The organism is Streptomyces akebiae, from assembly GCF_019599145.1.
Classification (GTDB): Bacteria; Actinomycetota; Actinomycetes; order Streptomycetales; family Streptomycetaceae; genus Streptomyces; species Streptomyces akebiae.
Genome location: NZ_CP080647.1, coordinates 1,658,788 through 1,684,410, shown reverse-complemented (window position 1 = coordinate 1,684,410; position 25,623 = coordinate 1,658,788). Strand labels below are relative to the sequence as shown.

21 protein-coding genes are annotated in these 25,623 nt (G+C 71.0%); 9 read left to right on the top strand and 12 right to left on the bottom strand.

Translation table 11 applies throughout. The features are described 5' to 3' along the window. The first annotated feature begins 188 nt into the window (after positions 1-188). The 4 genes from K1J60_RS07345 to K1J60_RS07330 all read left to right on the top strand — a co-directional run bounded on the left by K1J60_RS07345 (position 189) and on the right by K1J60_RS07330 (position 4,536). On the top strand, positions 189-1,895 hold the full coding sequence (locus K1J60_RS07345) for a glycoside hydrolase family 6 protein (RefSeq protein WP_220645469.1): 1,707 nt from the start codon (positions 189-191) through the stop codon (positions 1,893-1,895). Between the two features lie 181 nt (positions 1,896-2,076). Further along, a complete protein-coding gene (locus tag K1J60_RS07340; RefSeq protein ID WP_220645468.1) occupies positions 2,077-2,673 on the top strand; it encodes a dihydrofolate reductase family protein in 597 nt (198 codons plus the stop codon). A 104-nt stretch (positions 2,674-2,777) separates the two neighbouring features. Beyond that, on the top strand, positions 2,778-3,710 hold the full coding sequence (locus tag K1J60_RS07335) for a class I SAM-dependent methyltransferase (protein WP_220645467.1): 933 nt from the start codon (positions 2,778-2,780) through the stop codon (positions 3,708-3,710). Between the two features lie 124 nt (positions 3,711-3,834). Next, the gene (locus K1J60_RS07330; RefSeq protein WP_220645466.1) at positions 3,835-4,536 is read left to right on the top strand and encodes an SDR family oxidoreductase; all 702 of its coding nucleotides are present in this window, start codon (positions 3,835-3,837) and stop codon (positions 4,534-4,536) included. A 151-nt stretch (positions 4,537-4,687) separates the two neighbouring features. On the opposite strand, the gene K1J60_RS07325 is transcribed toward K1J60_RS07330, so the two are convergent. Then, entirely contained in the window at positions 4,688-5,524 is an 837-nt protein-coding gene (locus tag K1J60_RS07325) for an aldo/keto reductase (RefSeq protein WP_317619697.1), read from the bottom strand. A 233-nt stretch (positions 5,525-5,757) separates the two neighbouring features. Between K1J60_RS07325 and K1J60_RS07320 the strand changes: the two genes are divergently transcribed. After that, positions 5,758-6,543, top strand: coding sequence for a Tat pathway signal sequence domain protein (locus tag K1J60_RS07320; protein ID WP_220645465.1), 786 nt, complete (start codon positions 5,758-5,760; stop codon positions 6,541-6,543). A 21-nt stretch (positions 6,544-6,564) separates the two neighbouring features. Here K1J60_RS07320 and K1J60_RS07315 read toward each other — a convergent pair whose 3' ends face one another. Next, positions 6,565-8,391 carry an AMP-dependent synthetase/ligase gene (locus K1J60_RS07315; RefSeq protein WP_220645464.1) on the bottom strand — a complete coding sequence of 609 codons (1,827 nt, stop codon included), beginning with the start codon at positions 8,389-8,391 and terminating at the stop codon, positions 6,565-6,567. 310 nt (positions 8,392-8,701) lie between these two features. Next, complete coding sequence (locus K1J60_RS07310; RefSeq protein WP_220645463.1) at positions 8,702-9,577, bottom strand: LysR substrate-binding domain-containing protein; 876 nt, start codon at positions 9,575-9,577, stop codon at positions 8,702-8,704. A 141-nt stretch (positions 9,578-9,718) separates the two neighbouring features. Here K1J60_RS07310 and K1J60_RS07305 point away from each other — a divergent pair, with 141 nt between their 5' ends. Beyond that, complete coding sequence (locus K1J60_RS07305) at positions 9,719-10,762, top strand: bile acid:sodium symporter family protein (RefSeq protein WP_220645462.1); 1,044 nt, start codon at positions 9,719-9,721, stop codon at positions 10,760-10,762. Here K1J60_RS07305 and K1J60_RS07300 read toward each other — a convergent pair. The 7 genes from K1J60_RS07300 to K1J60_RS07270 form a co-directional block, all read right to left on the bottom strand. Then, positions 10,701-11,939, bottom strand: a complete 1,239-nt coding sequence (locus tag K1J60_RS07300) for a hypothetical protein (protein WP_220645461.1) — start codon at positions 11,937-11,939, stop codon at positions 10,701-10,703. The two genes, K1J60_RS07305 and K1J60_RS07300, sit on opposite strands and share 62 nt — an antisense overlap. 10 nt (positions 11,940-11,949) lie before the next feature. Then, positions 11,950-13,923 carry an exo-alpha-sialidase gene (locus tag K1J60_RS07295; RefSeq protein WP_398683142.1) on the bottom strand — a complete coding sequence of 658 codons (1,974 nt, stop codon included), beginning with the start codon at positions 13,921-13,923 and terminating at the stop codon, positions 11,950-11,952. A gap of 324 nt (positions 13,924-14,247) precedes the next feature. Next, positions 14,248-15,120: a formate dehydrogenase accessory sulfurtransferase FdhD gene (gene fdhD / locus K1J60_RS07290; RefSeq protein ID WP_220645459.1), complete on the bottom strand. Its 873-nt coding sequence runs from the start codon at positions 15,118-15,120 to the stop codon at positions 14,248-14,250. A gap of 8 nt (positions 15,121-15,128) precedes the next feature. Next, the gene (locus K1J60_RS07285; protein WP_220645458.1) at positions 15,129-15,989 is read right to left on the bottom strand and encodes a 2Fe-2S iron-sulfur cluster-binding protein; all 861 of its coding nucleotides are present in this window, start codon (positions 15,987-15,989) and stop codon (positions 15,129-15,131) included. After that, the gene (locus tag K1J60_RS07280; protein WP_220645457.1) at positions 15,986-17,809 is read right to left on the bottom strand and encodes an NADH-ubiquinone oxidoreductase-F iron-sulfur binding region domain-containing protein; all 1,824 of its coding nucleotides are present in this window, start codon (positions 17,807-17,809) and stop codon (positions 15,986-15,988) included. The genes K1J60_RS07285 and K1J60_RS07280 overlap by 4 nt, the downstream gene beginning before the upstream one ends. A gap of 6 nt (positions 17,810-17,815) precedes the next feature. Continuing rightward, entirely contained in the window at positions 17,816-19,744 is a 1,929-nt protein-coding gene (locus K1J60_RS07275) for a molybdopterin oxidoreductase family protein (RefSeq protein ID WP_220645456.1), read from the bottom strand. Further along, on the bottom strand, positions 19,741-20,712 hold the full coding sequence (locus K1J60_RS07270; protein ID WP_220645455.1) for a 2-dehydropantoate 2-reductase: 972 nt from the start codon (positions 20,710-20,712) through the stop codon (positions 19,741-19,743). The genes K1J60_RS07275 and K1J60_RS07270 overlap by 4 nt, the downstream gene beginning before the upstream one ends. A gap of 270 nt (positions 20,713-20,982) precedes the next feature. Here K1J60_RS07270 and K1J60_RS07265 point away from each other — a divergent pair, with 270 nt between their 5' ends. Both K1J60_RS07265 and K1J60_RS07260 read left to right on the top strand, forming a co-directional pair. Beyond that, a complete protein-coding gene (locus K1J60_RS07265) occupies positions 20,983-22,317 on the top strand; it encodes an OFA family MFS transporter (protein WP_220645454.1) in 1,335 nt (444 codons plus the stop codon). Beyond that, positions 22,283-22,420, top strand: a complete 138-nt coding sequence (locus K1J60_RS07260) for an MFS transporter small subunit (RefSeq protein WP_192829759.1) — start codon at positions 22,283-22,285, stop codon at positions 22,418-22,420. Before K1J60_RS07265 ends, K1J60_RS07260 begins: the two co-directional genes overlap by 35 nt. A gap of 132 nt (positions 22,421-22,552) precedes the next feature. On the opposite strand, the gene K1J60_RS07255 is transcribed toward K1J60_RS07260, so the two are convergent. Together K1J60_RS07255 and K1J60_RS07250 are read right to left on the bottom strand one after the other, a co-directional pair. Next, positions 22,553-23,992: a hypothetical protein gene (locus K1J60_RS07255; RefSeq protein ID WP_220645453.1), complete on the bottom strand. Its 1,440-nt coding sequence runs from the start codon at positions 23,990-23,992 to the stop codon at positions 22,553-22,555. A 37-nt stretch (positions 23,993-24,029) separates the two neighbouring features. After that, complete coding sequence (locus K1J60_RS07250; protein WP_259407602.1) at positions 24,030-24,500, bottom strand: GtrA family protein; 471 nt, start codon at positions 24,498-24,500, stop codon at positions 24,030-24,032. 100 nt (positions 24,501-24,600) lie between these two features. Here K1J60_RS07250 and K1J60_RS07245 point away from each other — a divergent pair, with 100 nt between their 5' ends. Beyond that, the gene (locus tag K1J60_RS07245) at positions 24,601-25,593 is read left to right on the top strand and encodes a glycosyltransferase family 2 protein (protein ID WP_220645452.1); all 993 of its coding nucleotides are present in this window, start codon (positions 24,601-24,603) and stop codon (positions 25,591-25,593) included. The last annotated feature ends 30 nt before the right edge of the window (positions 25,594-25,623 follow it).

Sequence of the window (25,623 nt, the reverse complement as noted above, 5' to 3'; positions counted from 1 at the left end):
GTCACTTGGCGCTACCTTCACCAGCACCAGTGGGAGCGGTTCCATCAGTCGACGCGCTCGTCCCGGGCGTGTCCGGGCTGCGAGGGACGCTCCGCGCACACCCCCAGCGTTCAGTTCTTTTACTCGCCTCGGCGACAGCGCGACGACTCCTCCTCGTACACCCCACTACGGAAGAGGAACCCGCACTCATGAGCCGTACCAGAACAGCACTCCTCGCGGCGATGGCGCTGGTCGCCGGCGCCGCCGGGACCGCCGTGGCCGCGGTGCCCGACGACGTCGGCGCCCAGGCGATCCCCTGCACGGTCGACTACAAGGTGCAGAACCAGTGGTCCACCGGCTTCACCGCCGCCGTCACGGTCACCAACAACAGCGCCGCCAAGTCCTCGTGGGCCGTGAAGTGGTCGTACGCGGGCAACCAGCAGGTCACCAGCGGCTGGAACGCCCGGATCACCCAGAGCGGCACCTCGGTGACCGCCGCCAACGAGTCCTACAACGGCACGCTGGCCACCGGCGGTTCGGTCAGCTTCGGCTTCCAGGGCTCCTACAGCGGCACCAACGCCCTCCCGACGACCTTCACGCTCGACGGCGTGACCTGCAACGTCGACGACGGCGGCGGAGGCGGCACCGACCCGGGCACGCCGGGCGCGAAGGTCGACAACCCGTACACCGGCGCCAAGGTGTATGTGAACCCGGAGTGGTCCGCGAAGGCCGCCGCCGAGCCGGGCGGCAGCCGGATCTCCAACCAGCCCACCGGTGTCTGGCTGGACCGGATCGCCGCCATCGAGGGCGTGGGCAGCGGTATGGGCCTGCGCGACCACCTCGACGAGGCGCTGCGCCAGAAGGGCTCGGGCGAACTGACCATCCAGCTGGTGATCTACAACCTGCCCGGCCGTGACTGCGCCGCCCTCGCCTCCAACGGCGAGCTCGGCCCGACGGAGATCGACAAGTACAAGACGCAGTACATCGACCCGATCGCGGCCATCCTCGCCGACTCGAAGTACGCCGGCCTGCGGATCGTCACCACGGTCGAGATCGACTCGCTGCCGAACCTGGTCACCAACACCGGCAGCCGCCCGACGGCCACCCCCCAGTGCGATGTCATGAAGGCCAACGGCAACTACGTCAAGGGCGTCGGCTACGCGCTCAACAAGCTCGGCGACGTGCCGAACGTCTACAACTACGTCGACGCCGGCCACCACGGCTGGATCGGGTGGGACGACAACTTCGGCGCCTCCGCGAACACCTTCAAGGAGGCGGCCACGGCCGAGGGCGCCACGGTCAACGACGTCCACGGCTTCATCACCAACACGGCGAACTACAGCGCCCTGAAGGAGAACAACTTCACCATCAACTCGACCGTGGGTGGCACCTCCGTCCGGGAGTCGAAGTGGGTCGACTGGAACCGCTACGTCGACGAGTTGTCCTTCGCCCAGGCCTTCCGCAACCAGCTGGTCTCGGTCGGGTTCAACTCGAACATCGGCATGCTGATCGACACCTCCAGGAACGGTTGGGGCGGCAGCGCACGGCCCAGCGGTCCCGGCGCCACGACCAACGTGGACACCTTCGTCAACGGCGGCCGCTACGACCGCCGTATCCACATCGGCAACTGGTGCAACCAGTCCGGTGCCGGCCTCGGCGAGCGGCCGAAGGCCTCCCCCGAGCCGGGTATCGACGCCTACGTGTGGATGAAGCCGCCGGGTGAGTCCGACGGGTCCAGCTCCGCCATCCCGAACGACGAGGGCAAGGGTTTCGACCGCATGTGCGACCCGACGTACACGGGCAACGCGCGCAACGGCAACAACATGTCCGGTGCCCTGGCGAACGCGCCGATCGCCGGGCACTGGTTCTCCGCCCAGTTCCAGCAGCTGATGCAGAACGCGTACCCCGCGCTCTGAGTCCGCTCGCATGAGCCGGTCCGCCAGGGGTCAGTCACGCTTCCCCCACCCCCTGGCGGACCGGTGGCATGTCCGTGTGAGCCACGTCACGATGATGGAGGTGGGTGGGTGCGATGAGTTCCGGGCGGCGCGGCGGTCTTCATCGCCGTAAGCCCGTGACGGTACGAGAAAAGAGAACCCCATGCGCATCGTGATCTGCGAGTTCATGAGCCTGGACGGTGTCGTGCAGGCGCCCGGCGGTCCCGACGAGGACACCGACGGCGGGTTCGCCCATGGCGGCTGGACCCACCCGTTCTTCGACCCGGAGGTCGTGGGCGGCGCCTGGGACGCCGCGCTGGAGAAGGCCGACGCGCTGCTGTACGGCCGTCGCACCTGGAAGGCCATGGCCGGGGCGTGGCCCGACCGTGCGGGCGACCCCTTCGCCGACCGGATGAACTCCATCCGCAAGTACGTCGTGTCCGCGACGCTCACCGACTCCGAGCTGACCTGGGACAACACCACGCTCGTCCCGGGCGCGGAGGCGGTCGCCGAGATCCGCAAGCTGCGCGAGACCGCGGGGGGTGACCTGCTGGTCATGGGCAGCCCGACGCTCGCCCGCACCCTCCTCCAGGAGGGGCTCGTCGACGAGCTCGTCCTGATCGTCATGCCGGTCCTCCTCGGCGGCGGGAAGACGATCTTCCCCGGCGACGGCGCCAAGCACACCCTGGAACTGGTCTCCACGACCACCAGCGGCACGGGCGCGAACGTCTGTGTGTACCGGGTGGCGGAGCAGGGCTGACCGCGCTGGATCGGCACGGGCGAATTGCCGATACGGCAAGAGAGCTGGTGGTTCTCCGGTGTGTCGGAGCAGGCTGACGGCACCCGGAAGAGAGGCACACCGTCATGGGACAGCACCACCACGGCCAGGATCCGCACCGGCCCGGACGCCAGTGCGCGCACGGCCACGGCCACGGCCACGAGCACGGCCCTGCCCACCACACCGACCTCGACTGGGCCGAGCTGGCCGAGCATCTGGTGGGGCAGGCGGAACTGTTCGCGCCACTGAACCGGCAGGCCGCCGCGTGGGTCGCCACGCGGCAGCCCGAGCCGGGGCTGGTCGTCGACGTCGGCAGCGGCCCGGGGGTCATGAGCTGTCTGCTGGCCGAGACGTTCCCCGGTGCCCGGGTCGTCGCGCTGGACGGCTCCGGACCCCTGCTGGAACGGGCGCGGACGCGTGCGCGGGAGCTGGGCCTCGCCGACCGGTTCGGCACCCTTGAGGCGCAACTCCCGGACGGTGTCGGGGACTTGGACTACCCGGCCGACCTGATGTGGGCCAGCCGCAGCCTGCACCACCTCGGCGATCAGCGCGCCGCGCTCGCCGCCTTCGCCGAACGCCTCGCGCCCGGCGGCACATTGGCCCTCGTCGAGGGTGGGCTGCCCAGCCGGTTCCTGCCGCGTGACATCGGCATCGGCCGTCCCGGACTGCAGTCCCGGATCGACGCGGCGGAGGACCGGTGGTTCACCGAGATGCGCGCCTCGGTGCCCGGCAGCGTCCCGGAGACCGAGGACTGGCCGGGGCTGCTCACCGCCGTGGGTCTGCGCGACGCCACGTCCCGCACCTTCCTGCTGGACCTTCCGGCCCCGGTCGACGAGGCCGCCCGCGCGTACGCCGTGGGCCAGTTCCAGCGCGCCCGTGGAATGCTGGCGGACTTCCTCGACGCCGACGACCTGTCGACGGTCGACCGCCTCCTCGACCCCGACGACAAGGCGGGCGTGCACCACCGCACGGACCTCTTCGTCCTCGCGGCCCACACGGTCCATGTCGCTCGGCGGTGACGAGCCGAGCGCCCTGTGAAGTCCCCCGGTTCCGGCGGTACTTGACTTCGAGAGTGCTCCAAGTGATGGACTCCGCAGGTCGGCCGGAGCTCACCCGGTCGGCCGGAACCACAGGGGGATATCCATGACCGACGCACCAGTGGCGCTCATCACCGGCGGATCCAGCGGAATCGGGGCCGCTGTCGCCCGGCAGTTGCTCGACCTCGGCCACCGGGTGGCCGTCACCGGGCGCAGGGCCGAGCGGTTGCGCGCGTTCGCCACCGAACTCGGCGAACCCGAAGGACTCTTGACCGTCCCGGGGCACGCGGCCGAATACGCGGACGTACAGGCGGCGGTGGACGCCACGCTGAAGGAGTTCGGGCGGATCGACACCGTCATCGCCAACGCCGGCTTCGGCACCCACGACACGGTCGCCGAGGGTGATCCGGCCGGGTGGCCGGAGATGGTGCTGACCAATGTGCTCGGCCCCGCCCTGCTCGTCCGGGCGTCCATCGACGCCCTCAAGGAGACCCGGGGGCGGATCATGCTGGTCGGCAGCGTCGCCGGGTTCATCCACGGGCCGGGGAACATCTACGGTGCGACCAAGTGGGCCGTCACCGGGCTCGCCGAGAACACCCGGCGGCAGGTCACCGAGTGGGGGGTGGGGGTGACGCTGATCGCGCCCGGCCGGGTGGAGACCCCGTTCTGGGACAGCTACGGCGCTCTACCGCCCGGCCATCTCCTCACCGCCGACCAGATCGCCGACTCCGTGGTCTGGGCGATCCGCCAGCCGGCCGGGGTCGACATCAACACCGTGGTCGTACGGCCGATCGGCCAGCCGGTCTGAGCGCGGGTTCCGCGGTTCGCCACGGTCCGTCGCACCGGACGGACGAGACCGCCCTTCGGACGGATTCCGACGGGCGGTCTCGTGGCGTCCCGGCGAGCGGGGGGCCGGCCGAGGGAAGCCGGCCGGCGCATGCCGACCGGCGGCCCCTGCCTCAGGCCTGGTTGAACGTCGCCGGGTCCGGGCCGATGCGCCGGTCCTCGTTCAGCGCGCTGATCGCGGCGATGTCCTCGGTGTCCAGGGAGAAGTCGAAGACCTCGATGTTCTCCTTGATGCGGGACGGGGTCACGGACTTGGGGATGACCACGTTGCCCAGCTGGAGGTGCCAGCGCAGCACCACCTGGGCGGGGGTGCGGCCGTGCTTCTGCGCGATCGCGATGATCGCCGGGACCTCCAGGAGCCCCTTGCCCTGGCCGAGCGGCGACCAGGCCTCGGTGGCGATGCCCTGCTCCGCGTGGTACTCGCGGGCGGCGAGCTGCTGGAGGTGCGGGTGCAGCTCGATCTGGTTGACGGCCGGGATGACGTTGGTGGCCTCGATCAGCGTCTGAAGGTGCTCCGGAAGGAAGTTGGAGACACCGATGGCCTTCGCGCGGCCGTCGGCGTAGAGCTTCTCGAACGCCTTGAACGTGTCGACGAAGGTGCCCCGGGCCGGCAGCGGCCAGTGGATCAGATACAGATCCACGTACTCCAGGCCGAGCTTGTCCAGGGACTCGTCGAAGGCGCGCAGGGTGGAGTCGTAGCCCTGGTCGCTGTTCCAGAGTTTGGTGGTGACGAAGAGGTCCTTGCGGGCGACGCCGGCCTTGGCGAGGGCCTTGCCGGTGCCCTCCTCGTTGCCGTAGATCGCGGCGGTGTCGATGCTCCGGTAGCCGGCCTCCAGGGCGGTGGTGACCGCCTGCTCGGCCTCGTCGTCCGGCACCTGCCACACGCCGAAGCCCAGCTGGGGCATCTCGACGCCGTTGTTCAGGATGATCGGGGGGACCTTGCTGCTCACGAGCTCTCGATCCTTTAAGTCGTCGGGTGGTACTTCCCATCGTCAACGATCACGGCGCGCGATGCATTCCTGAGCGGCTCGCTCGCACGCCGAATCGCAGAATGGCCGGAAATGGATCCGGCGGTTCCAGCGTATCGGTCTGGACCATTGACCGGACGCGGTCATGCGTGAAGTCTGTCCCTTGCCGCGACGCACGTCGGTGAATATCAATCACGTACGTGAATGGATGGCTCATGACCCCCACGCGAAGGAACGTTCTGGGCGCCGCGCTCGGCGGTGCCGCGGCGGCCGCCGTCGGGCTGCCGGCCCCCGCCGCGCACGCCGCCTCCTGGCAGTTGAAGTGGTCCCCCTCGGCGAGCGCCGACGGGCTGCGCGCCTTCGAGACGCTGGAGGACGACCGCGCCGACTCCCACACCTCGGCCGCGCCGCACATCCGCGCCACCGGCGACACCTGGCGGTTCGACATGCACACCGTCGACCGGGACACCTCCACCGACCGCCAACGCCACGAGGTCACCGGGCTGCGGACCGCCAGCGGCTTTCTGCGCTGGACCGAGGGCCAGACCTGGCGGGTCACCTACCAGATGTACATCCCGGCCTCGCTGCAGGCGACCACCAGCTTCACGCACATCATGCAGATGAAACAGCCCGGCGCCGGCACCTCGCCGCTCGTCGTGCAGTCCCTGCGGCGGGATGGGGGAGGCGCACAGACCATCGAGTTGAAACTGCCGATCGACGACATCCTCGTCGGCCGCACCGATCTGGCGCCCCTGCACGACTCCTGGGTCGACGTCGACTTCCAGGTCAAGGTCGGCAACGGCTCGGCAGGTTCGGTGCGCTGGATCCTCAAGAAGGGCTCGACCACGCTCATCGACGTCTCCCGCAGCGGCGTCGACACCTTCCTCGCGGACCGGCTTCGCCCCAAGTGGGGCATCTACCGCTCCCTGGGCGACACTTCGGGTTCCCTGCGGAACTGCCACCTGCTGCTGCGGAACATGCGGGGCTACCAACTGGTCTGAGCGGCGCGGGGGCGAGCGGGATCACGCCCGGTACAGCGCCTCGACCTCGGTCGCGTACGCCTTCTCGATCGCCTTCCGCTTCAGCTTCAGCGAAGGCGTCAACAGGCCGTGCTCCTCGGTGAACTGGTGGGCGAGGATCCGGAACGTACGGATCGACTCGGCCTGCGAGACCAGGGTGTTGGCGGCGACCACCGCCCGCCGCACCTCGGTCTCCAGCTCCGGGTCGCGCACCAGCTCGGCCGGCGACAGCTTCACCTTGTTGTGCATCTGCAGCCAGTGCTCCACGGCCTCCCCGTCCAGGGTGACCAGGGCGGCGATGTACGGGCGGTCGTTGCCGACGACGATGCACTGGGCGACCAGCGGATGGTCGCGCACCCGCTCCTCCAGGATCGCGGGCGAGACGCTCTTGCCGCCCGAGGTCACCAGGATCTCCTTCTTGCGCCCGGTGATGGTGAGATAACCGTCCTCGTCGAGGGAGCCCAGGTCGCCGGTGGCGAGCCAGCCGTCGTGCAGGGTCTCGTCGGTGGCCTTCTGGTTGTTGAGGTAGCCCTGGAAGACGTTGGGGCCGCGCAGCCAGATCTCGCCGTCGTCCGCGATGTGCACGGTCATGCCGGGGATGGCCTGGCCGACGGTGCCGTACCGGGTGCGCTCGGGCGGGTTGGCGGTCGCGGCCGCCGTGCACTCCGTCAGGCCGTACCCCTCGAAGATGTGGACGCCCGCGCCCGCGAAGAACAGGCCGAGCCGGCGGTCCATCGCCGAACCGCCCGACATCGCGTACTTGATCCGGCCGCCCATGGCCTCACGGATCTTGCCGTAGACGACCTTGTCGAAGAACTGGTGCTGCATCCGCAGCCCCGCCGACGGGCCGGGTCCGATGCCCCAGGCCCGCGCCTCCATCGCGTCGGCGTACTTCACGGCGACCTCGACGGCCTTCTCGAACGGGCCGGCCCTGCCCTCGCGTTCGGCCTTACGCCGGCTCGCGTTGAAGACCTTCTCGAAGATGTACGGCACCGCGAGGAAGAACGTCGGCCTGAAGGCGGCGAGGTCGGGCAGCAGGACGGCCGCGTTGAGCTGCGGCTGATGGCCGAACTTGACCTTCCCCCGGATACCCGCGACCTGCACCATCCGCCCGAAGACGTGCGCGAGCGGCAGGAACAGCAGCGTCGCCGCCTCGTCACCCTTGCGGGACTTGAACAGCGGCGCCCACCGCTCGATGACCGTGTCCGCCTCGACCATGAAGTTGGCGTGCGAGATGACGCAGCCCTTGGGGCGGCCCGTCGTGCCGGAGGTGTAGATGATCGTCGCGACGGACTCGGGTGTCACCGCGCGGCGGTGCCGGTGCACCACCTCGTCGTCGAGGTGCGCCCCGGACTCGTACAGTTCCTGGACCGCGCCGACGTCCAGCTGCCAGAGCCTGCGCAGCTGCGGGAGCCGGTCGATGACCGTGGCGATCGTCATCGCGTGGTCCTCGTGCTCGACCATGGCCGCCGTGCACTGGGAGTCGTAGAGCATCCAGAAGACCTGCTCGGCGGAGGAGGTCGGGTAGACGGGGACGACCTGGGCGCCGACGGTCCACAGCGCGTAGTCGAAGAGGGTCCACTCGTAGCGCGTACGGCACATGATGGCGACCCGGTCGCCGAACCGGATGCCCTGCGCCAGCAGGCCCTTCGCCAGTGCGAGGACCTCGTCGCGGAACTCGGCGGAGGTCACGTCGCGCCACTCGCCCCGCTCGTCCTTGCGGCCGAGCGCGATGTACGTCGGGTCCTCCTGGGCGTACTCGAAGACGACGTCGGCCAGACCGCCCACCGGCGGCGCCGACGCCAACGGGGGGTTGGTGAACTCGCGCAAACCCGCTCCTCGTGGCGCTCCGCACAGCGCGTGAAAGCTACCTCACCGGGGGGACGGGCGGGAGGGTTGTGGAGGGGGCGCATGGGGAGGTGTGGCAGGGGGCGGCACCGGAATACGCACGCAGATGGGGAGGTCTCCGGCGCAATTCCTGACGCATCAGTAAGTTTCGGTAGCGCAATCTCCACCGAACCCGCACGCTCCGATGACGGTGCGTGTCCGCGAGGGCACGGTTTGGCCTGGGAGAACGCGAGCATCGTTCAGGTTCGCCGCGTCTGCCGTACCCGTCGAGTCCGTCGCGTCCGCCGTGCCCTCACACCCCCCGCGCGCGGCCGTGGAGCCGGTCGCCGCCGGCCAGGATGGCCGCCGCGAGGGCGTCGGCCGCGCTCGTCGCCGCTCCCGGACGCCGGCCGTGGACGAGGACGAAGTCGACCTCGCCGAGTTCCGGCAGTCCGGCCCGCTCCGGAACGCGGACCAGACCAGGCGGCACCAGGCGACGGGAATGCGCCATCACGCCGAGGCCCGCACGGGCGGCGGCGATGAGCCCGTTGAGGCTGCCGCTGGTGCAGGCGACGCGCCAGGCGCGGCCCTCGCGCTCCAGCGCCTCCAGGGCCAGGGCGCGGGTGATGCCCGGCGGCGGGTAGACGATCAGCGGGACCGGGCGGTCGGCGTCGAGGCGGAGCCGCTCCGCGCCGATCCACACCAGCCGGTCCGTCCAGACGGGTTCGCCGCGGGGGTCCTCCGGGCGGCGTTTCGCCAGCACCAGATCGAGCTTGCCGGCCGTGAGCCGTTCGTGCAGCGTGCCCGACAGCTCGACGGTCAGTTCCAGGTCCACCTCGGGATGGTCGTGCCGGAAGGCCTCCAGGATCTCCGGGAGCCGGGTCAGCACGAAGTCCTCCGAGGCGCCGAAACGCAGCCGTCCGCGCAGCCGGGTCCCGGTGAAGAACGCCGTCGCCTGCTCGTGCACCTCCAGCAGTCGCCGGGCGAAGCCGAGCATCGCCTCGCCGTCCTCCGTCAGCTCCACGGAGTGCGTGTCCCGGGAGAACAACTGCCGCCCGGCCGCGTCCTCCAGCCGGCGTACGTGCTGACTGACCGTGGACTGCCGCAGCCCCAGCCGCCGGGCGGCCTGGGTGAAGCTCAGGGTCTGGGCCACGGCGAGGAAGGTGCGCAGATGGGAGGGGTCGTACACGATCGCCACCCTACCCGCTTATCGTGGAACGCGATGACAGTCAGAGCGGTATGAAGGATTCCCGATCAAGGGCCGGGAGAGGACGATGGAGAGGGGCCTTCCGGCCCCTGACACACCCGCATCGACAGCACGTGGAGCACCGTGAAACGCCTGAAGTGGCCGAGTTGGATGCCGATCGACCCGTACATCCTGCTGTTGCTCGGGACGGTGGGCGTCGCGGCGCTCCTCCCGGCGCGGGGTACGGCCGCCGAGGTCGCCTCGGGGGCGTCCACGGCCGCGATCGCCTTTCTCTTCTTCCTCTACGGCGCCCGGCTCTCCACCCGCGAGGCGCTCGACGGCCTCAAGCACTGGCGACTCCACCTCACCGTCCTGGCGTGCACGTTCGTCGTCTTCCCCCTGCTGGGCCTGGCGGCCCGCGGCCTCGAACCGGTGTTCCTGAGCCCCTCCCTCTACACCGGGCTGCTCTTCCTCACCCTCGTCCCGTCGACCATCCAGTCCTCGATCGCCTTCACCTCGATGGCCCGGGGCAACGTCCCCGCCGCGATCTGCGCGGGCTCCTTCTCCTCCCTCGCGGGCATCGTCATCACCCCGCTGCTCGCGGCGAGCCTGCTCGGCGGCAGCGTCGGCGGCTTCTCCGCCGACTCGCTGCTGAAGATCGTGCTCCAACTGCTGGTGCCGTTCGTCGCCGGACAACTGGCACGCCGCTGGATCGGCGGCTTCGTCACCCGGCACAAGCGGATCCTCGGCCTCGTCGACCGGGGTTCCATCCTCCTCGTCGTCTACGTCGCCTTCAGCGAGGGCATGGTGCGCGGGATCTGGAGCCAGGTCAGCCCGCTGCGGCTCGCCGGACTCCTCGTCGTCGAGGCGGTCCTGCTCGCGGTGATGCTGCTGCTCACCTGGTACGGCGCCAAGGTGCTGCGGTTCGACCGGGCGGACCGGATCGCCATCCAGTTCGCCGGCTCCAAGAAGTCCCTCGCCTCCGGACTGCCCATGGCGAGCGTCCTGTTCGGCCCGGAGGCCTCCCTCGCCGTCCTGCCGCTGATGCTCTTCCACCAGATGCAGCTCATGGTCTGCGCGGTCATCGCCAAACGCCGCGCCCACGACCCGGTGGACGAGCAGGAGGTCACGGAGCAGCGAGACGAAGCGATACGAACCTCGGTCGGTACAGGGACGCGTTCCGGGTGATGTTCAACTGTGCCGCCGCCGCGTCGGCGTCCAGCCAGTTGACGTCGTAGCTGAGCACCAGCCGCCCGTCGTCGCCGACCGCCCGGTGCACCTGCGGGTTGTACGCCGCGACACCGCTCTTCGGCAGCGGGGGGCTGAATCCCTCGGTGGGCCCGTGCCAGGGCCCGGTGGGGGAGCAGGCCCAGTACGCGGTCACGGTCGTCAGCCCCGCCGTCCCGGCGGCCATGGTGAACAGCACATAGGTGCGCCCGTCCCGGACGACCGTGAAGGCACTGCCGACCCCCTTGTCCTCCCCGTTCCCGAGCACCGCCGCGGGCCGCCCCCGCACCGCCCACCGTGAGCCGTCCCAGTACTCCCAGGCCCCCGGCTCCCCGAGCCGGCCGCGCGGCACCCGCGCCACGTACGCGTGGGAGGTCGGCCGGGAGGCGGCCTGGGCGTCGGTGCCGCCGAAGACGTACGTCCACTCGCCCGCGTCCACGGCGGTCGTCCCGAACAGCACCCGCCGGGCCGGATCGGTGACCGCCCCCTGGTCCAGCACCGTCGTGATCCCCTCCAGCCGCAGATCGGGCAGCGACAGGGTGGCGACCTCGGTCGCGGTGGGCACCCCGTAGATCCACGGCGACCGCCCCGCCGTGCGGGTCCACAACAGCACCCGTACGACCTTCTCGTCCGAGCCGGGGGAGCGGGGCTCGACCCGGGCGGCCACCGGCCAGCGCCACTGCTGCGGGGCCGGGTCCGGGAAGACGGGCGCCGGGAGCGTCCCCTCCAGACGGCCCGAAGGGGACATCACCACGGCCGAGTTGCGCACCAGGGGTGTCGAGACGTCCCGCCAGGTGACCGATTCGCCGGCCGGGTTGGGCGGTGGGTGCACCTGGCCCAGATAGGTGTCCGAGAACAGCCACAGCACCCGCCCGTCCGGGAGCCGCACGGAGTGGGTGCCGTCGCCGCCGGTCCAGTCGTCGGCGCGTGTCGCGTCGTCGCCGTACCGGGTGAACTCGCCGGTCAGGGAGGTGTCCGGGGTCCAGTCCCGGACCGTTCGGGCCGTGCAGGCGATGCCGCCCTCCCGGTCGTCGTCCGGGAGGGCGGTGAGCAGCACGGCGGCGAGGGCCAGGACCAGGGCCAGGATCAGGACCGGTCCGGCCCCCGTCCGCTGTCGCGCTGCCGCGTCGTCGGGCACGGAAGGGACGTTAGTTGCCCGCGTCCACCCGGTCCATGGGCAGTCGCAGGATCTCGCCGCGCGTCGCGGAGTCGCTCGGGGCGAGACGGGCCACCTCCGAGTCGCTCAACGCCCGCCCGTACAGGCGCACGTCGTCGATCGCGCCGGTGAAGTGGGCCCGGCTGTCGACCCGTTGCCCGATGTGCACCCCGAACGGCGAGTTCCGGCTGACCGATCCGGGGACGTCGGCGGTGCTGAACGCGGTGCCGTCGACGAAGAGGGTGAGCTGCCCTCCCCCACGCTCGGCTGCGCTCGCGCGGGAGGTACCCCCATCGCGCCGCAGCACGAGCCGGTGCCACGCCCCGTCGTTGTACGCGCCCGTGGACCGCACGGAGGCGGTCCGGGGCGGCGAGGCCCCGTCCCGCACGGTGATGAGCCCCGTCAGCCGCCCGGACGCCGGCTCGCCGCGCAGCCACACCTGGGGCTGTGTGGTCCCCACACCGCCCATCCACAGCATCGGCTGCTCCCCGGTGGTCGCCGAGTACCGGAACCAGAGCGAGGCGGTGAAGTCCCCGTCCCCGAGCGGGAGTCGCGACCGGTACGGCAGCCGTACGGCGTCGTCGGCGCCGTCGAACTCGAGCGCGCCGCCGACCACACCGTCCGTGGGCCGGGCGCCGCCGAGCACGGCCGCCGGTCCGCCGCCGGGCGCTGTGTCCGGCGTCGTCGGGTCCGGGCCTCGGCGGGGCTGCAGCCAGTCCTCCGTGAACCGGGCGAAGCGGATCTCGTCCCGGGCGTCGACCGAGCCACCCTCGTACAGCAGCCCGACGACCTCGTTCCCGGCCTCGCCGCCGTCGATCCGGACCAGGTCCGAGTAGCCGGACCAGTCCGTGGTGACGACCGTGCCCCGGTCCACGCTCTCCCAGGTGCGTCCGCCGTCGTACGAGGAGCGGATCGCCATGGTGCGGCGGCGGTCGGGATCGGCCGGGCCGGCCAGCAGCATGCGGTCGCCGAGGCGCAGCAGGGAACCCTGCACCTGGGGCGTGTAGAGGTCCGGGAGCGCCCGGAAGGGGGCCGCGAAGGTGGTGCCGCCGTCCCGGCTGACCGTCTGGCTGCGGTGGCCCAGGTCGGTGCCGTCCTGCTCGCGCCCGCTGATCAGCACCGAGCCGTCCGCGCGCTCGGCGAGTGTCAGCTCCGACGGCTTCTGGCGGAAGGTTCCGTCGTCCGCGACCGGCCAGGTGTCCGTGGCGCCGATCCGCCAGTTCTCCCCGCCGTCGTCGCTGGTCACGAGCGCCGCGTGGTTGGCGGTGACCCGGCCGTCCGCCCAGGTCTCGGCGTTGACGCCGAGCACGAGGCGCCCCGCGTGCCGGCCCCGGGTGAGCTGAATGCCGTGCACGGGGCCGGTGGCATACCAGGAGTTCCAGCCGGCCGGGCGGATCTGGTCGCTCAGACCGCGCGGCTCGGACCAGGTCAGCCCGTCGTCGTCGCTGTACTGGAGGTGAGGGGTGCGGTCACAGGGGACGTCACAGCTCGCGCCGTCGAGGCGGCCCGTGTTGTACGTCTCCGCCAGCACGATGCGGCCGGTCTCGCGGTCGACCACGGGTGCGGGGTTGCCGTGGGTGTCGCCGCCGCCCTCGTTGACCACCCGCAGGGGGCCCCAGGTGCGGCCCCCGTCGGTGGACCGCTTCACGACGAGGTCTATGTCCGCCGCGTCCCCGCAGTTCAGGACACGGCCCTCGGCGAAGGCGAGCAGGGTTCCGGCGGTCGTCCGGACGATCGCCGGGATGCGGAAGCAGGCGTAGCCGGGGTCCTGGGAGGCCTTGAAGAGGATCTGCTGCTCGAACTCGGCTGCGGCGGGGGTGGGTCGGGGTGCGGCCCCGGCGGGGTGGGAGGGGGCGAGGGCGAGGAGGGCGGTGGTGGTGAGCACCGCGGTGAGGGGGGAGGTGAGGGATGAGATGAGGGGAAGTCTGCGGGGGGATCTGTGGCGTGCGCGAAGAATCGACGGCACGGTGGCCAGCCCTTCATCCGTCTGGGTGATGGGACATCGGACGTCCCACGTCCGATGTGCGGCCATGACGGTACTTGGGGGTTCTGGGGCTCACAAGAACCGTGCGGGTGGGTGGGCGCGATTCGCGTCAGGGGGTGGGGGGTGGGGGGTGCGTCGGCGGGTGCGGGTCCGGTGGGGCTTCTCGCGCAGTTCCCCGCGCCTTGCCGGGGTGGGTCGCTCCCGGGGTTTCTCAGTGCCGAAAGTGCGGCAAAGGCGGGGCCCCCGGGGCGCAGGGGGCGCTCCCCGCCGCCAGGGGCCCCGCCGCCGTGTCGCGGGGAGCGCCGCTCAGCCGCCCTGGTCGACTCCGGCCGCGGCCCGCAGAGCGATACGGTGCTCGCCCGCGTACACGTTCATGGAGGCGCCCCGCAGGAAGCCCACCAGGGTCAACCCGGACTCCACCGCCAGGTCCACCGCGAGGGACGACGGCGCCGACACCGCGGCCAGCACCGGGATCCCGGCCATCACCGCCTTCTGCGCCAGCTCGAACGAGGCCCGCCCCGACACCAGCAGCACCGCCCGGGACAACGGCAGCTCCCCGCTCTGCAGGGCCCGCCCCACCAGCTTGTCCACCGCGTTGTGCCGCCCGACGTCCTCCCGTATGTCGAGCAGCTCGCCGGCCTCGCTGAACAGGGCCGCCGCGTGCAGACCCCCGGTCCGGTCGAAGACCCGCTGGGCCGCGCGGAGCCGGTCGGGGAGGCCCGCGAGGAGTTCGGGGTCGAGCCGGACCGGGGGAGTGTCACCGCCGTGGGTGTCGTCGACGGCCCACCGGGCGGTGGTCCGGACGGCGTCCAGCGACGCCTTGCCGCACAGCCCGCAGGACGAGGTCGTGTACACGTTGCGTTCGAGGGTGATGTCGGGGACGACGACCCCGGGCGCGGTCCTCACGTCCACCACGTTGTACGTGTTCGCCCCGTCCGCCGTAGCCCCCGCGCAGTACACGATGTTCTGCAGGTCCGACCGCTCGGCGAGCACCCCCTCGCTGACCAGGAACCCCGCCGCCAGGGCGAAGTCGTCGCCCGGGGTGCGCATGGTGATCGCGAGCGGCTTGCCGTTCAGCCGGATCTCCATCGGTTCCTCGGCGACGAGCGTGTCCGGGCGGGTGGAGACCGCGCCGTCCCGGATGCGGATCACCTTGCGTCGTTCCGTGACTCGTCCCATGTCGTGTCTCAGTCCCGGTTCTGTACGTGCTGGTAGCCGAATCGGCCCTTGATGCAGAGGTTGCCGTGGGTCACCGGGTTGTCGTGCGGCGAGGTGACCTTCACGATCTCATTGTCCTGCACATGGAGTGTGAGGTTGCAGCCCACACCGCAGTACGCGCACACCGTGGTCGTCTCCGTCTGCGCCGCCTCGTCCCAGGTGCCCGCCGCCCGCATGTCGAACTCCGACTTGAAGGACAGCGCGCCCGTGGGGCACACCTCGATGCAGTTGCCGCAGTACACACAGGCCGAGTCGGTGAGCGGGGCGTCGTGCTCCACGGCGATCCGGGCGTCGAAGCCCCGGCCCGCGACGGAGATCGCGAACGTGTTCTGCCACTGCTCCCCACAGGCGTCCACGCACTTGTAACACAGGATGCATTTGTCGTAGTCCCGGACGTACAGCTCGTTGTCGACCTTCGGCTCCTCGTTCAGCCGGGCCGCGTCCGGGCCGAAGCGGTCCGGTTTCGCCTCGTACTCCTTGATCCACCCGGCGACCTTCGGGGTCGTCGAGAGATCGACCGACGACGCGAGGAGTTCCAGCACGATCTTGCGGCTGTGCCGGGCCCGCTCGGTGTCCGTCCGCACCTCCATTCCGGACTCGGCCTTGCGGGAGCAGGCCGGGACGAGGGTCCTGGCGCCCTCGACCTCGACGACACAGACCCGGCAGGCGTTCTTCGGGGTGAGGGTGTCGCCCTCGCAGAGGGTGGGCACGTCCTTGCCGACGGCCCGGCAGGCGTCCAGGATCGTCGAGCCCTCGGGCGCCCGCACCGGCTCCCCGTCGAGGGTGAACTCCAGCAGACGACGCGGCACTCCCAGCGGGATCACGGTCATTCGTACGCCCCCAGACGGTCGATGGCGGATTCCACGGCGTTCCACGCGGTCTGCCCGAGACCGCAGATGGAGGCGTCCCGCATGGCGCGGCCGACCTCCCTGAGCAGGGCGATGTCGTCGGCCGCGGCCGCCCCGGTCCGCTCGGCGATCCGGTGCAGCGCCTCCTCCTGCCGTACGGTCCCGACCCGGCAGGGCACGCACTGCCCGCAGGACTCGTCGCGGAAGAACTCCGCGATCCGCAGCAGCAGCCGAGGCAGCGGGACCGTGTCGTCGAAGGCCATCACCACCCCCGAGCCGAGCGTGGTGCCCGCCTCCCGCGTCCCCTCGAAGGTGAGCGGGATGCCCAGCTCGTCGGGGCGTACGAAACCACCGGCCGCGCCGCCGAGGAGGACGGCCCTGAGACGGCCTCGTACCCCGGCGAGCGTCAGCAGGTCGCCGAGGGTGGCCCCGAAGGGCAGTTCGTAGACGCCGGGCCGGTCCACGCTGCCCGAGACGCAGAACAGCTTCGGCCCGGTGGAGCGGCCGGTGCCGATCGCCGCGTACGCCGGGGCGCCCATGGTGAGGATCGGCAGCACGTTGACGAGCGTCTCGACGTTGTTCTCCACTGTCGGCTTGCCGAACAGGCCCTTCTCGACCGGGAACGGCGGCTTGGAGCGCGGTTCGCCCCGGTACCCCTCGATGGAGTTGAACAGCGCCGTCTCCTCGCCGCAGATGTAGGCGCCCGCGCCCCGGCGGATCTCGATGTCGAAGGCGTAGCCCTGCCCGAGGACGTCGTCGCCGAGCAGGCCCCGGGCACGGGCCTGGGCGAGGGCGTGCTCCAGTCGGCGCAGGGCCCGTGGGTACTCGCCCCGCAGATACAGGTAGCCCTGGTGCGCGCCGGTCGCGTACCCCGCGATCGTCATCGCCTCGATCAGGGAGAAGGGATCGCCCTCCATGAGCACCCGGTCCTTGAAGGTGCCCGGCTCGGACTCGTCCGCGTTGCAGACGAGGTAGTGCGGACGGTCGGGCTGCGACGCCGTGGCCTGCCACTTCCGGCCGGTGGGGAAGGCGGCGCCGCCCCGCCCGACCAGGCCGGAGTCGGTGACCTCGCGGATGACCCCGGCGGGCCCGAGTTCGAAGGCCCGGCGCAGGGCCGTGTAGCCGCCGTGGGCCCGGTAGTCGTCGAGCGAGGCCGGATCGACGACGCCGACCCGGCCCAGCAGGGTCAACGACGGGTCCCCGGCCTGGGGAACCGCCATGGCCGCCGGTGGTTCCTCGTCCGCCGAGTCGGGCGCGCTCGCCGCGAGGACGGCCGCCTCGACGGTCGCCGGCGCCGCCACGGCGGTACGCACCGGGTCCCCGGCCCTGATCGCGAGGGCGGCCGGCGCGCGCTCGCACAGCCCGAGGCACGGGCTCCGCTGCACGCTCGCCCCGCTGCCGGGGCCGAGGCGGGCCTCGGTCCCGGCGCACAGCTCTGCGGCCCCGGCCGCCGCGCACGCCAGGTCCGTGCAGACGTGCAGCACGGTCGCGGGGCGTGGCCCGACCGAGAACATCGCGTAGAACGTGGCCACGCCGTACGCCTCCGCGGGCGGCACGGTCAGCCGTCGGCAGAGGTAGTGCAGCGCGCCCTCGCTGATCCAGCCGATCCGGTCGTTGACGGCGTGCAGCCCCGGCAACAGCAGGTCACGGCGCTCCCGGGCCTCCCGGCCGCCCCGCGCCCACCGCAGGTCGGCATCGGAACGGTCCGCGCCCTCCCAGGAGGACTCCGGCGGCCCGAGCAGCGCGTCGACCGCCGCCTTCTCCTCGTCCGTGGGCTTGCTGTCGCCGAAGTGCAGGTCCACTTGTCGTCACCTCACGATGGTCGCGACGGGCAGCTTCTCGATCCGGATCGCCGAGGCCTTGAACTCCGCCGTCCCCGCGATCGGGCAGTTGGCCTCGATCGTCAGCTGGTTGGTGTCCACCTCGTCGGGAAAGTGCATGGTCATGAAGGCGAGGCCCGGCCGCAGCCCGAGGTCGATCCACACCGGCGCCACCACCGACCCGCGCCGCGAGGTGACCTGGACCTCCTCGCCCACCACGACCCCGTAGCGCTCGGCGTCCTCCGGGCACAGCTCGATGTACTCGCCGCGCCGCAGCGGGGAGGCGTAACCGCCGCTCTGCACACCGGTGTTGTACGAGTCGAGCCGCCGCCCGGTGGTGAGCCGGATGGGGAACCGATCATCCGTCAGATCGACGGGCGGATCGTGCCGCACGATCCCGAACGGCGCGAGCCTGCCCCGTTTCGCCGGATCCGGATCCCACAACCGCCCGTGCAGATAGCTCGGTTCGAGGCCGTCGGTGTCCGGGCAGGGCCACTGGATGCCCTGGTGCTCCGCCAGCCGCTCGTACGTCATGCCGTAGTGGTCCGGCGACACCGACCGCAGCTCGTTCCAGACGGCCTCCGCGTCGGCGTACTTCCACTCGTGCCCCAGCCGTGCGGCGAGGTCGCAGATGATGTCGATGTCCTCCCGGGCCTCCCCGGGCGGGGTGACCGCCCGGCGCACCCGCTGGACCCGGCGTTCGCTGTTGGTGGTCGTGCCGTCCGTCTCCGCCCACCCTGCGGTCGCGGGCAGCACGACATCGGCCAACTCGGCCGTCCTCGTGAGGAAGATGTCCTGGACGACGAGGAAGTCCAGCTCCCTCAGGCGCCGTACGGCCTGCTCGCTGTCGGCCTCGGACTGCGCCGGGTTCTCCCCGATGCAGTACACGGCCTTCAGCGAGCCCTCCTCCATGGCCTCGAACATCTCCGTCAGGTTCAGCCCGTAGTGCGGCTGGATGACGGTGTCCCACGCCGACTCGAACCTCAGCCGGGATTCGGTGTCGAGGATGTCCTGGAAGCCGGGCAGCCGGTTGGGGATGGCGCCCATGTCGCCGCCGCCCTGCACGTTGTTCTGGCCGCGCAGGGGCTGCAACCCGGAGGCGTACCGGCCCACATGCCCGGTCAGCAGCGAGAGGTTGATCAGCGCGCGGACGTTGTCCGTGCCGTTGTGGTGCTCGGTGATGCCGAGCGTCCAGCACAGCTGGGCACGCTCGGCGCGGGCGTAGGCGTGCGCCAACTCCCTGATGGCGGCGGCCGGTACGCCCGTGACCTTCTCCGCGAGGGAGAGCGTCCAGGGTTCGACGAGCGCCCGGTACTCCTCGAAGCCGGTGGTGGCCCGCTCGATGAACGCCTCGTTGGCGAGGCCCGCGTGGATGATCTCGCGGCCGATCGCGTGGGCCATCGGGATGTCGGTACCGACGTTCAGGCCCAGCCAGCTCTCCGCCCACTCGGCGGTGGACGTGCGCCTGGGGTCGACGGCGTACATCCGGGCGCCGCCCCGGATGCCCTTCAGCACGTGCTGGAAGAAGATCGGGTGTGCGAAGCGGGCGTTGGAGCCCCACATCACGATGACGTCGGTGTGTTCGATCTCCTGGTAGGAGGAGGTGCCGCCGCCGGAGCCGAAGGCGGCCGACAGGCCGGCCACGCTCGGCGCGTGACAGGTGCGGTTGCAGGAGTCGACGTTGTTGGTGCCCATGACCACGCGGGCGAACTTCTGCGCCACGTAGTTCATCTCGTTGGTGGCGCGGGCGCAGGAGAACATGCCGAACGCGCCGCGGTTGCGTTCGAAGCCGTGGGCGGCCCGCTCCAGTGCCTCCTCCCAGCTCGCCTGGCGGAAGGGCTCGTCGCGGGAGTCGCGGACGAGTGGATGGGTGAGCCGGGTATAGGTCTTCGGTTGCCGTTTCTGCCGGTTCTTCACGCGGCGCTCCTCAGCGCGAGCAGGTCGGAGATGGCGTGGACGGTGCGGAGTGTGGGCACGTCGACACCCGTGATGTCCGCCAGTTCGACGACGGCGGCCAGCAGGACGTCGAGTTCCAGCGGTTTGCCGCGCTCCAGGTCCTGGAGCGTGGAGGTGCGGTGGTCGCCGACGCGTTCCGCGCCGGCCATCCGTCGTTCGATGGAGACCCCGACCTCGCAGCCGAGGGCCTCGGCGACGGCCAGCGTCTCGGCCATCATCGTCTCGATGACCTTGCGGGTGCCGCCGTGCAGACACATCTGCCGCATGGTCGCGCGGGCCAGGGCGCTGATCGGGTTGAACGAGATGTTGCCGAGCAGCTTGATCCAGACGTCGCCCCGGATGTCGGGCTCCACCGGACACTTCAGGCCACCCGCCACCATGGCTTCGCTGAACGCCCGACAGCGCGCCGAGACCGTACGGTCGGGTTCGCCGACGGAGAAGCGGGTGCCTTCCAGGTGCCGTACGACGCCCGGTCCTGCGAGTTCGGTGGCCGCGTAGACGACACAGCCGATGGCCCGTTCCGGCGCGAGCACCGCACTGACCGCGCCGCCGGGGTCCACGCTCTCGACGCGGTGGCCGTCGTGCGGGCCGCCGTGCCGGTGGAAGTACCACCAGGGGATGCCGTTCTGGGCGGCGATCACCGCCGTGGTGCCGTGCAGCAGGGGCTCGATCAGCGGCCCGCACGCCGCGTACGAGTGGGCCTTGAGGCCCAGGAACACGAAGTCGACCGGGCCGATCTCGGCCGGGTCGTCGGTGGCGTGGGCGCGGGCGGTGAAGTCCCCGCGCGAGCTGAGCACGCGCACCCCGTCCTGCCTCATGGCCGCGAGATGCGGTCCACGGGCGACGAGATGCGTGTCCGCGCCGGCGCGGTGGAGCGCGGCGCCGACGTAGGCGCCGATCGCACCGGCGCCGAGAACTGCGACTTTCATGGTGAGGGAGCTCCGTTCGGTCGAGGGATACCGCGGAGATGACGCTCTGTTCGAACTCTGTCGACGAAATATTGTCTACAGTATGGAAGTTGGGCCGACAAGACTTCGCGCAACGACCGGGCAAGGCATTACTCGGACATGAAGGTGGCCGGTACGCGAAGACGAGCCCGGCCGGGAAGCGACCGTTCGGCGCGCGGTGGATACCGTTCATCGCATACGGTCGACGTGCCGCCTTCTCAACTCCCGTGCCACTGCCTACCGTCCGGGATCATGAGTCCCCCCGTCGCACCTCCGGGCTGGAGCCGCTGGCTCGTCCCCCCGGCCGCACTCTCCGTACATCTCTCCATCGGGCAGGCCTACGCCTGGAGCGTCTTCAAGCCGCCGCTCGAATCCGCGCTGGGCCTCAGCGGCACCCAGAGCGCCCTGCCCTTCCAGCTGGGCATCGTCATGCTGGGCCTGTCCGCCGCGTTCGGCGGCACCCTCGTCGAGCGCAACGGGCCGCGCTGGGCGATGACGGTGGCGCTGATCTGCTTCTCCTCCGGCTTCCTGCTCGCCTCCCTCGGCGCGGCGACCGAGCAGTACTGGCTGATCGTCTTCGGCTACGGCTTCGTCGGCGGCATCGGCCTCGGCATCGGCTACATCTCGCCCGTCTCGACCCTGATCAAATGGTTCCCGGACCGGCCCGGCATGGCCACCGGCATCGCGATCATGGGCTTCGGCGGCGGCGCGCTGATCGCCTCGCCCTGGTCCGCCCAGATGCTGGAGTCCTTCGGCTCCGACTCCTCCGGCATCGCCCTCGCCTTCCTGGTGCACGGCCTGTCGTACGCCGTGTTCATGCTGCTCGGCGTGCTGCTGGTCCGGGTGCCGCGCACGGAGAGGCCGGTCGACAGTGGACCGAGCGCCCTCGCGGGCCCGCAGGTATCGGCCCGCAACGCCATCCGCACCCCGCAGTTCTGGTGCCTGTGGGTCATCCTCTGCATGAACGTGTCCGCGGGCATCGGCATCCTGGAGAAGGCCGCCCCGATGATCACGGACTTCTTCGCCGACTCCTCCACCCCGGTCACCGTCACCGCGGCCGCCGGGTTCGTCGCGCTGCTCTCCGCGGCCAACATGACCGGCCGTATCGTCTGGTCCTCGACGTCCGACCTCATCGGACGCAAGAACATCTACCGCGTCTACCTCGGCGTCGGCGCCCTGATGTATCTGATGATCGCGCAGTTCGGCGACGCCTCCAAGCCGCTGTTCATCGTCTGCGCCCTGGTGATCCTGTCCTTCTACGGCGGTGGCTTCGCCACCATCCCGGCCTATCTGAAGGACCTCTTCGGCACCTACCAGGTCGGCGCCATCCACGGCCGGCTGCTCACCGCCTGGTCCACGGCCGGTGTCCTCGGACCGCTGATCGTCAACTGGATCGCCGACCGGCAGGAGGAGGCGGGCAAGTCCGGCTCCGACCTCTACGGCATGTCCTTCTTCATCATGATCGGGCTGCTCGTGGTCGGCTTCGTCGCCAACGAGCTGGTCCGGCCCGTCCACCCCCGCTTCCACATCCCCGCCCCGAGGGAGGCCGCCGATGTCGTCCAGCGACAGCAGTCCGAATCCGCCTGACCGGCGCCCCCTGATCGTCTTCGCGTGGATCTGGGTGGGCGTACCGCTCGTCTACGGCCTGTACGAACTCGTACGGAAGGCGACGCAGCTGTTCACCGGCTGAGGCGGGGCGGCGCGCACCCCTGCTCCGACCGCGCTGTTCCGATACCGGGGCCCGGCCCCGGTATCGGAACAGCGCGGCGAGGAGGGCCGGGCGGACGGCGTCGCCCACCCCGCACACTCGGTGGAGAGGTCGTCACGTCGGAGGCCGGTCCTCGGGGGGAGTCGGCTGATGTGCCGTCACGGCGCTGGGGACGGTGACGGCGGCGCTGCCGCGCTGGACGCCGGAACCGGCCGTGGTCCGGCCCGGTCTGCCGCGGTCCAGCCACAGCAGGACGAGACCGAGCGCGCAGGCGAGCGCGGGCCAGTAGACGTAGCGGTAGTTCGTCGCCGGCACGATGGGCAGGTAGCCGAGCACGTAGGCCAACGAGCTGATGCCCAGGGCCCGGATCGGCAGGGAGAACGTCCCCCGGCCCGGGCGGACCGCCAGGACGAGCGCGACGGCCACCCAGAACCATCCCCGGAACAGCGGCTTCAGATCGGTGGCCGCGCCGTTGACGTACGAGGCGAGGGTGGCCTCCAGCCGGGGACGGGCCACCTCGATGCCGAGGTCGTTGGCGAAGACCCCCGGCTGGTACGGGTAGCCGGTCTCGAAGAGCAGGGCGGTGAACACCCGCAGCCGGTACTGGAGATATCCGGAGGCGTGTCCGCGCATCTCGCGCAGCCACAGGGACGTGAGCTCGTCCGCGTCCCCGGTCAATCCGTCCGCCGGGCGTTGGTAGCAGGCCCAGTAGGTGTCCGACAGGGCGCCGACGCGCTCGCATTCCCCGGCGGCGGCCACCAGACGGTCCCGCAGGTCCGGCCGGACATCGGCCGACCGCAGGTCCTCCACGGTCAGGACGTGGAGCAGGTCGTCGAGCATGATCTGCGCGCCCTGATCCGTCTGTACGGGCCGTGCGATCAAGGAGATCGCGGCGGCGGGCAGGACGACGGCGGCCACGAGCGCCGCCGTGCACGCGGCCCAGGTGCGGCGCCCCGGGGAGCGCCACAGCGCGAGGACGAGCAGGACGAACATCGGGATCGCGGCGAGGAACGCGTTCTTGCGCACGAGCACCGCGTAGGAGAGGAAGAGCACGCCCAGCCAGAGCAGACCCCAGCGCGTCCTGGCGGAGAGGCCGCGGTCCCGCAGTCGCAGCCCGATGAACGACACCGCGCAGGCCGCCAGCAGCGCGCAGGCCGCGTGGACGTCCTTCCACACCACGCCGACGAACGTCAGCACGGGGGGAGTCAGCCCGAGGCCGAGAACGGCGAGCGAACCGGCACGGCTCGCGGTCAGCTCCCAGACGCACCGGGCGAGTACCCACAGCGCTCCCCACAGGACGAGGGACTGGAGAGCGGCCATGGCCGCGGGCGTGCCGGTGACGGCGATGAGCGCGCGCCACACCAGGCTCAGCACCGGCGGATGCCAGTCGGTCAGGGGCGTCCTGCCCATGGCCTGTTGGAGCTGGTCGATGCTGTCGGGACTCATGTACCCGGGGATGAAGACGACGATCGTGGTCACGCAACACGCCGCGGCGACAGCGGCCAGCCACCAGTTCCAGCGCCTTTCGCCTGAAATGAGGGTGTTTTGTCCCATGTGGCGGATGCTAACAGCGCCGACCGGACCGAACGGATCAGGGCGCGACGAAGACGTAGCGCCGGTAGGTGACGAAGCGGAACAGAGTGGCGAGGACCCAGCCGAGGACGCGGGCGGCGTTGTCGCTGCCCATCGATTCCAGCCCGAGCAGATGCCGCGAGGCGAAGACCGTGCCCGCGGTGATGGCGACACCGACCACGTTCACGAACAGGAACAGGGCCAGTTCCTGCGTCATGTTCTCGCGATGCTGGTGGCGGTAGGTCCAGTAGCGGTTCCCCGCCCAGCTGAAGAGCGCCGCGGCGGCTGTCGCGACGACGGAGGCCCGCACGGGCGCGGCCCGCATCACCCCGCCCTCCGTGCCGCCGGGAAGACCGAACACCAGCAGGTTGTAGCCGCCGTTGTCCACCACGAAGGCCAGCGCCCCGACGACCCCGAACTTGGCGGCCTCGCGCCAGACGCCCCGGACGGCGTCACGCACACGCAGCGCCATGGATACGAGGACCAGCACACGGCGAGAGTAACGACCCGGCGCGTCCCGACCACCCGGACGCGCCCATAACGCATTATTTCGTATCGTAATCCGACACTGGGTCAGGTAAGGAGCGGCCGTGCAACCGACGATCGCGTGTGTCGTGCCGTGCCACAACGAGGAGGCCGCCGTCGGCAAGGTGGTGCGCGACCTGAGGATGGCACTGCCCGAGGCCGACATCTACGTGTACGACAACGCCTCGACCGACCGCACGGTCGAGGTCGCCCGTGCGGCGGGCGCGATCGTCCGGGAGGAACCGCGCAAGGGGAAGGGCAACGTCATCCGGCGTGCCTTCGCCGATGTCGACGCCGACGCCCTGCTCATCATCGACGGTGACGACACCTACGACGCGTCCCGGGCGCGCGACCTGGTCAACCTGCTCTTCGAAGGACCGTACGACCAGGTGGTCGGCGCCCGCCGCGAAACGGTCAGCGCCGCCTACCGGGCGGGGCACGCGACCGGCAACAGGCTGCTCACGGGCGCGGTGCGGTTCCTGTTCGGCAACGACGTGACCGACATGCTGAGCGGCTACCGCGTCTTCTCGCGCCGCTTCGTCAAGTCCTTCCCGGCACTGGCCCGCCAGTTCGAGACCGAGACCGAGATGACCGTCCACGCACTCCACCTCCGGCTCCCCACGGCCGAGGTGGAGGTGGACTACCGGGTCAGGCCCGCCGGGAGCGAGAGCAAGCTGCACACCTTCCGGGACGGCTGGCGCATCCTGCGGGTCATCCTCGATCTCGCGCGGCGCGAGCGGCCTTCGCTCGTCCACGCCGTCGTCGCGGGACTCCTCGCCCTCGTCTCGGTCGTCCTCGGCGTCCCCGTCATCGCCGACTTCGTCCGCACGGGCACCGTGCCGCGCATCCCCACGGCGATCCTCGCCGCCGCGATCATGACGATCGCGGTGCTCGTCCTGCTCGTCGGGTACATCCTGGAGTCCCTCATGCACATGCGTCAGGAACACTCCCGGCTCGTGCACCTCGCCTACGCGGCGCCGGGCCGCACACCGCGCCACATCAGACCCCGGCCCGGCTCCGGCCCGGCGCCCGCCAGAAACATCTCCGGCAGCCGCTGACAGCCGCTGACCGGCCGGGGCGTCCAGGTG

Coding starts and splice junctions, on each gene's coding strand:
- K1J60_RS07345 (WP_220645469.1), top strand. CDS start 189: ATGAGCCGTACCAGAACAGCACTCCTCGCGGCGATGGCGCTGGTCGCC.
- K1J60_RS07340 (WP_220645468.1), top strand. CDS start 2,077: ATGCGCATCGTGATCTGCGAGTTCATGAGCCTGGACGGTGTCGTGCAG.
- K1J60_RS07335 (WP_220645467.1), top strand. CDS start 2,778: ATGGGACAGCACCACCACGGCCAGGATCCGCACCGGCCCGGACGCCAG.
- K1J60_RS07330 (WP_220645466.1), top strand. CDS start 3,835: ATGACCGACGCACCAGTGGCGCTCATCACCGGCGGATCCAGCGGAATC.
- K1J60_RS07320 (WP_220645465.1), top strand. CDS start 5,758: ATGACCCCCACGCGAAGGAACGTTCTGGGCGCCGCGCTCGGCGGTGCC.
- fdhD (WP_220645459.1), bottom strand. CDS start 15,120: ATGGGACGAGTCACGGAACGACGCAAGGTGATCCGCATCCGGGACGGC.
- K1J60_RS07285 (WP_220645458.1), bottom strand. CDS start 15,989: ATGACCGTGATCCCGCTGGGAGTGCCGCGTCGTCTGCTGGAGTTCACC.
- K1J60_RS07270 (WP_220645455.1), bottom strand. CDS start 20,712: ATGAAAGTCGCAGTTCTCGGCGCCGGTGCGATCGGCGCCTACGTCGGC.
- K1J60_RS07265 (WP_220645454.1), top strand. CDS start 20,983: ATGAGTCCCCCCGTCGCACCTCCGGGCTGGAGCCGCTGGCTCGTCCCC.
- K1J60_RS07260 (WP_192829759.1), top strand. CDS start 22,283: ATGTCGTCCAGCGACAGCAGTCCGAATCCGCCTGACCGGCGCCCCCTG.
- K1J60_RS07255 (WP_220645453.1), bottom strand. CDS start 23,992: ATGGGACAAAACACCCTCATTTCAGGCGAAAGGCGCTGGAACTGGTGG.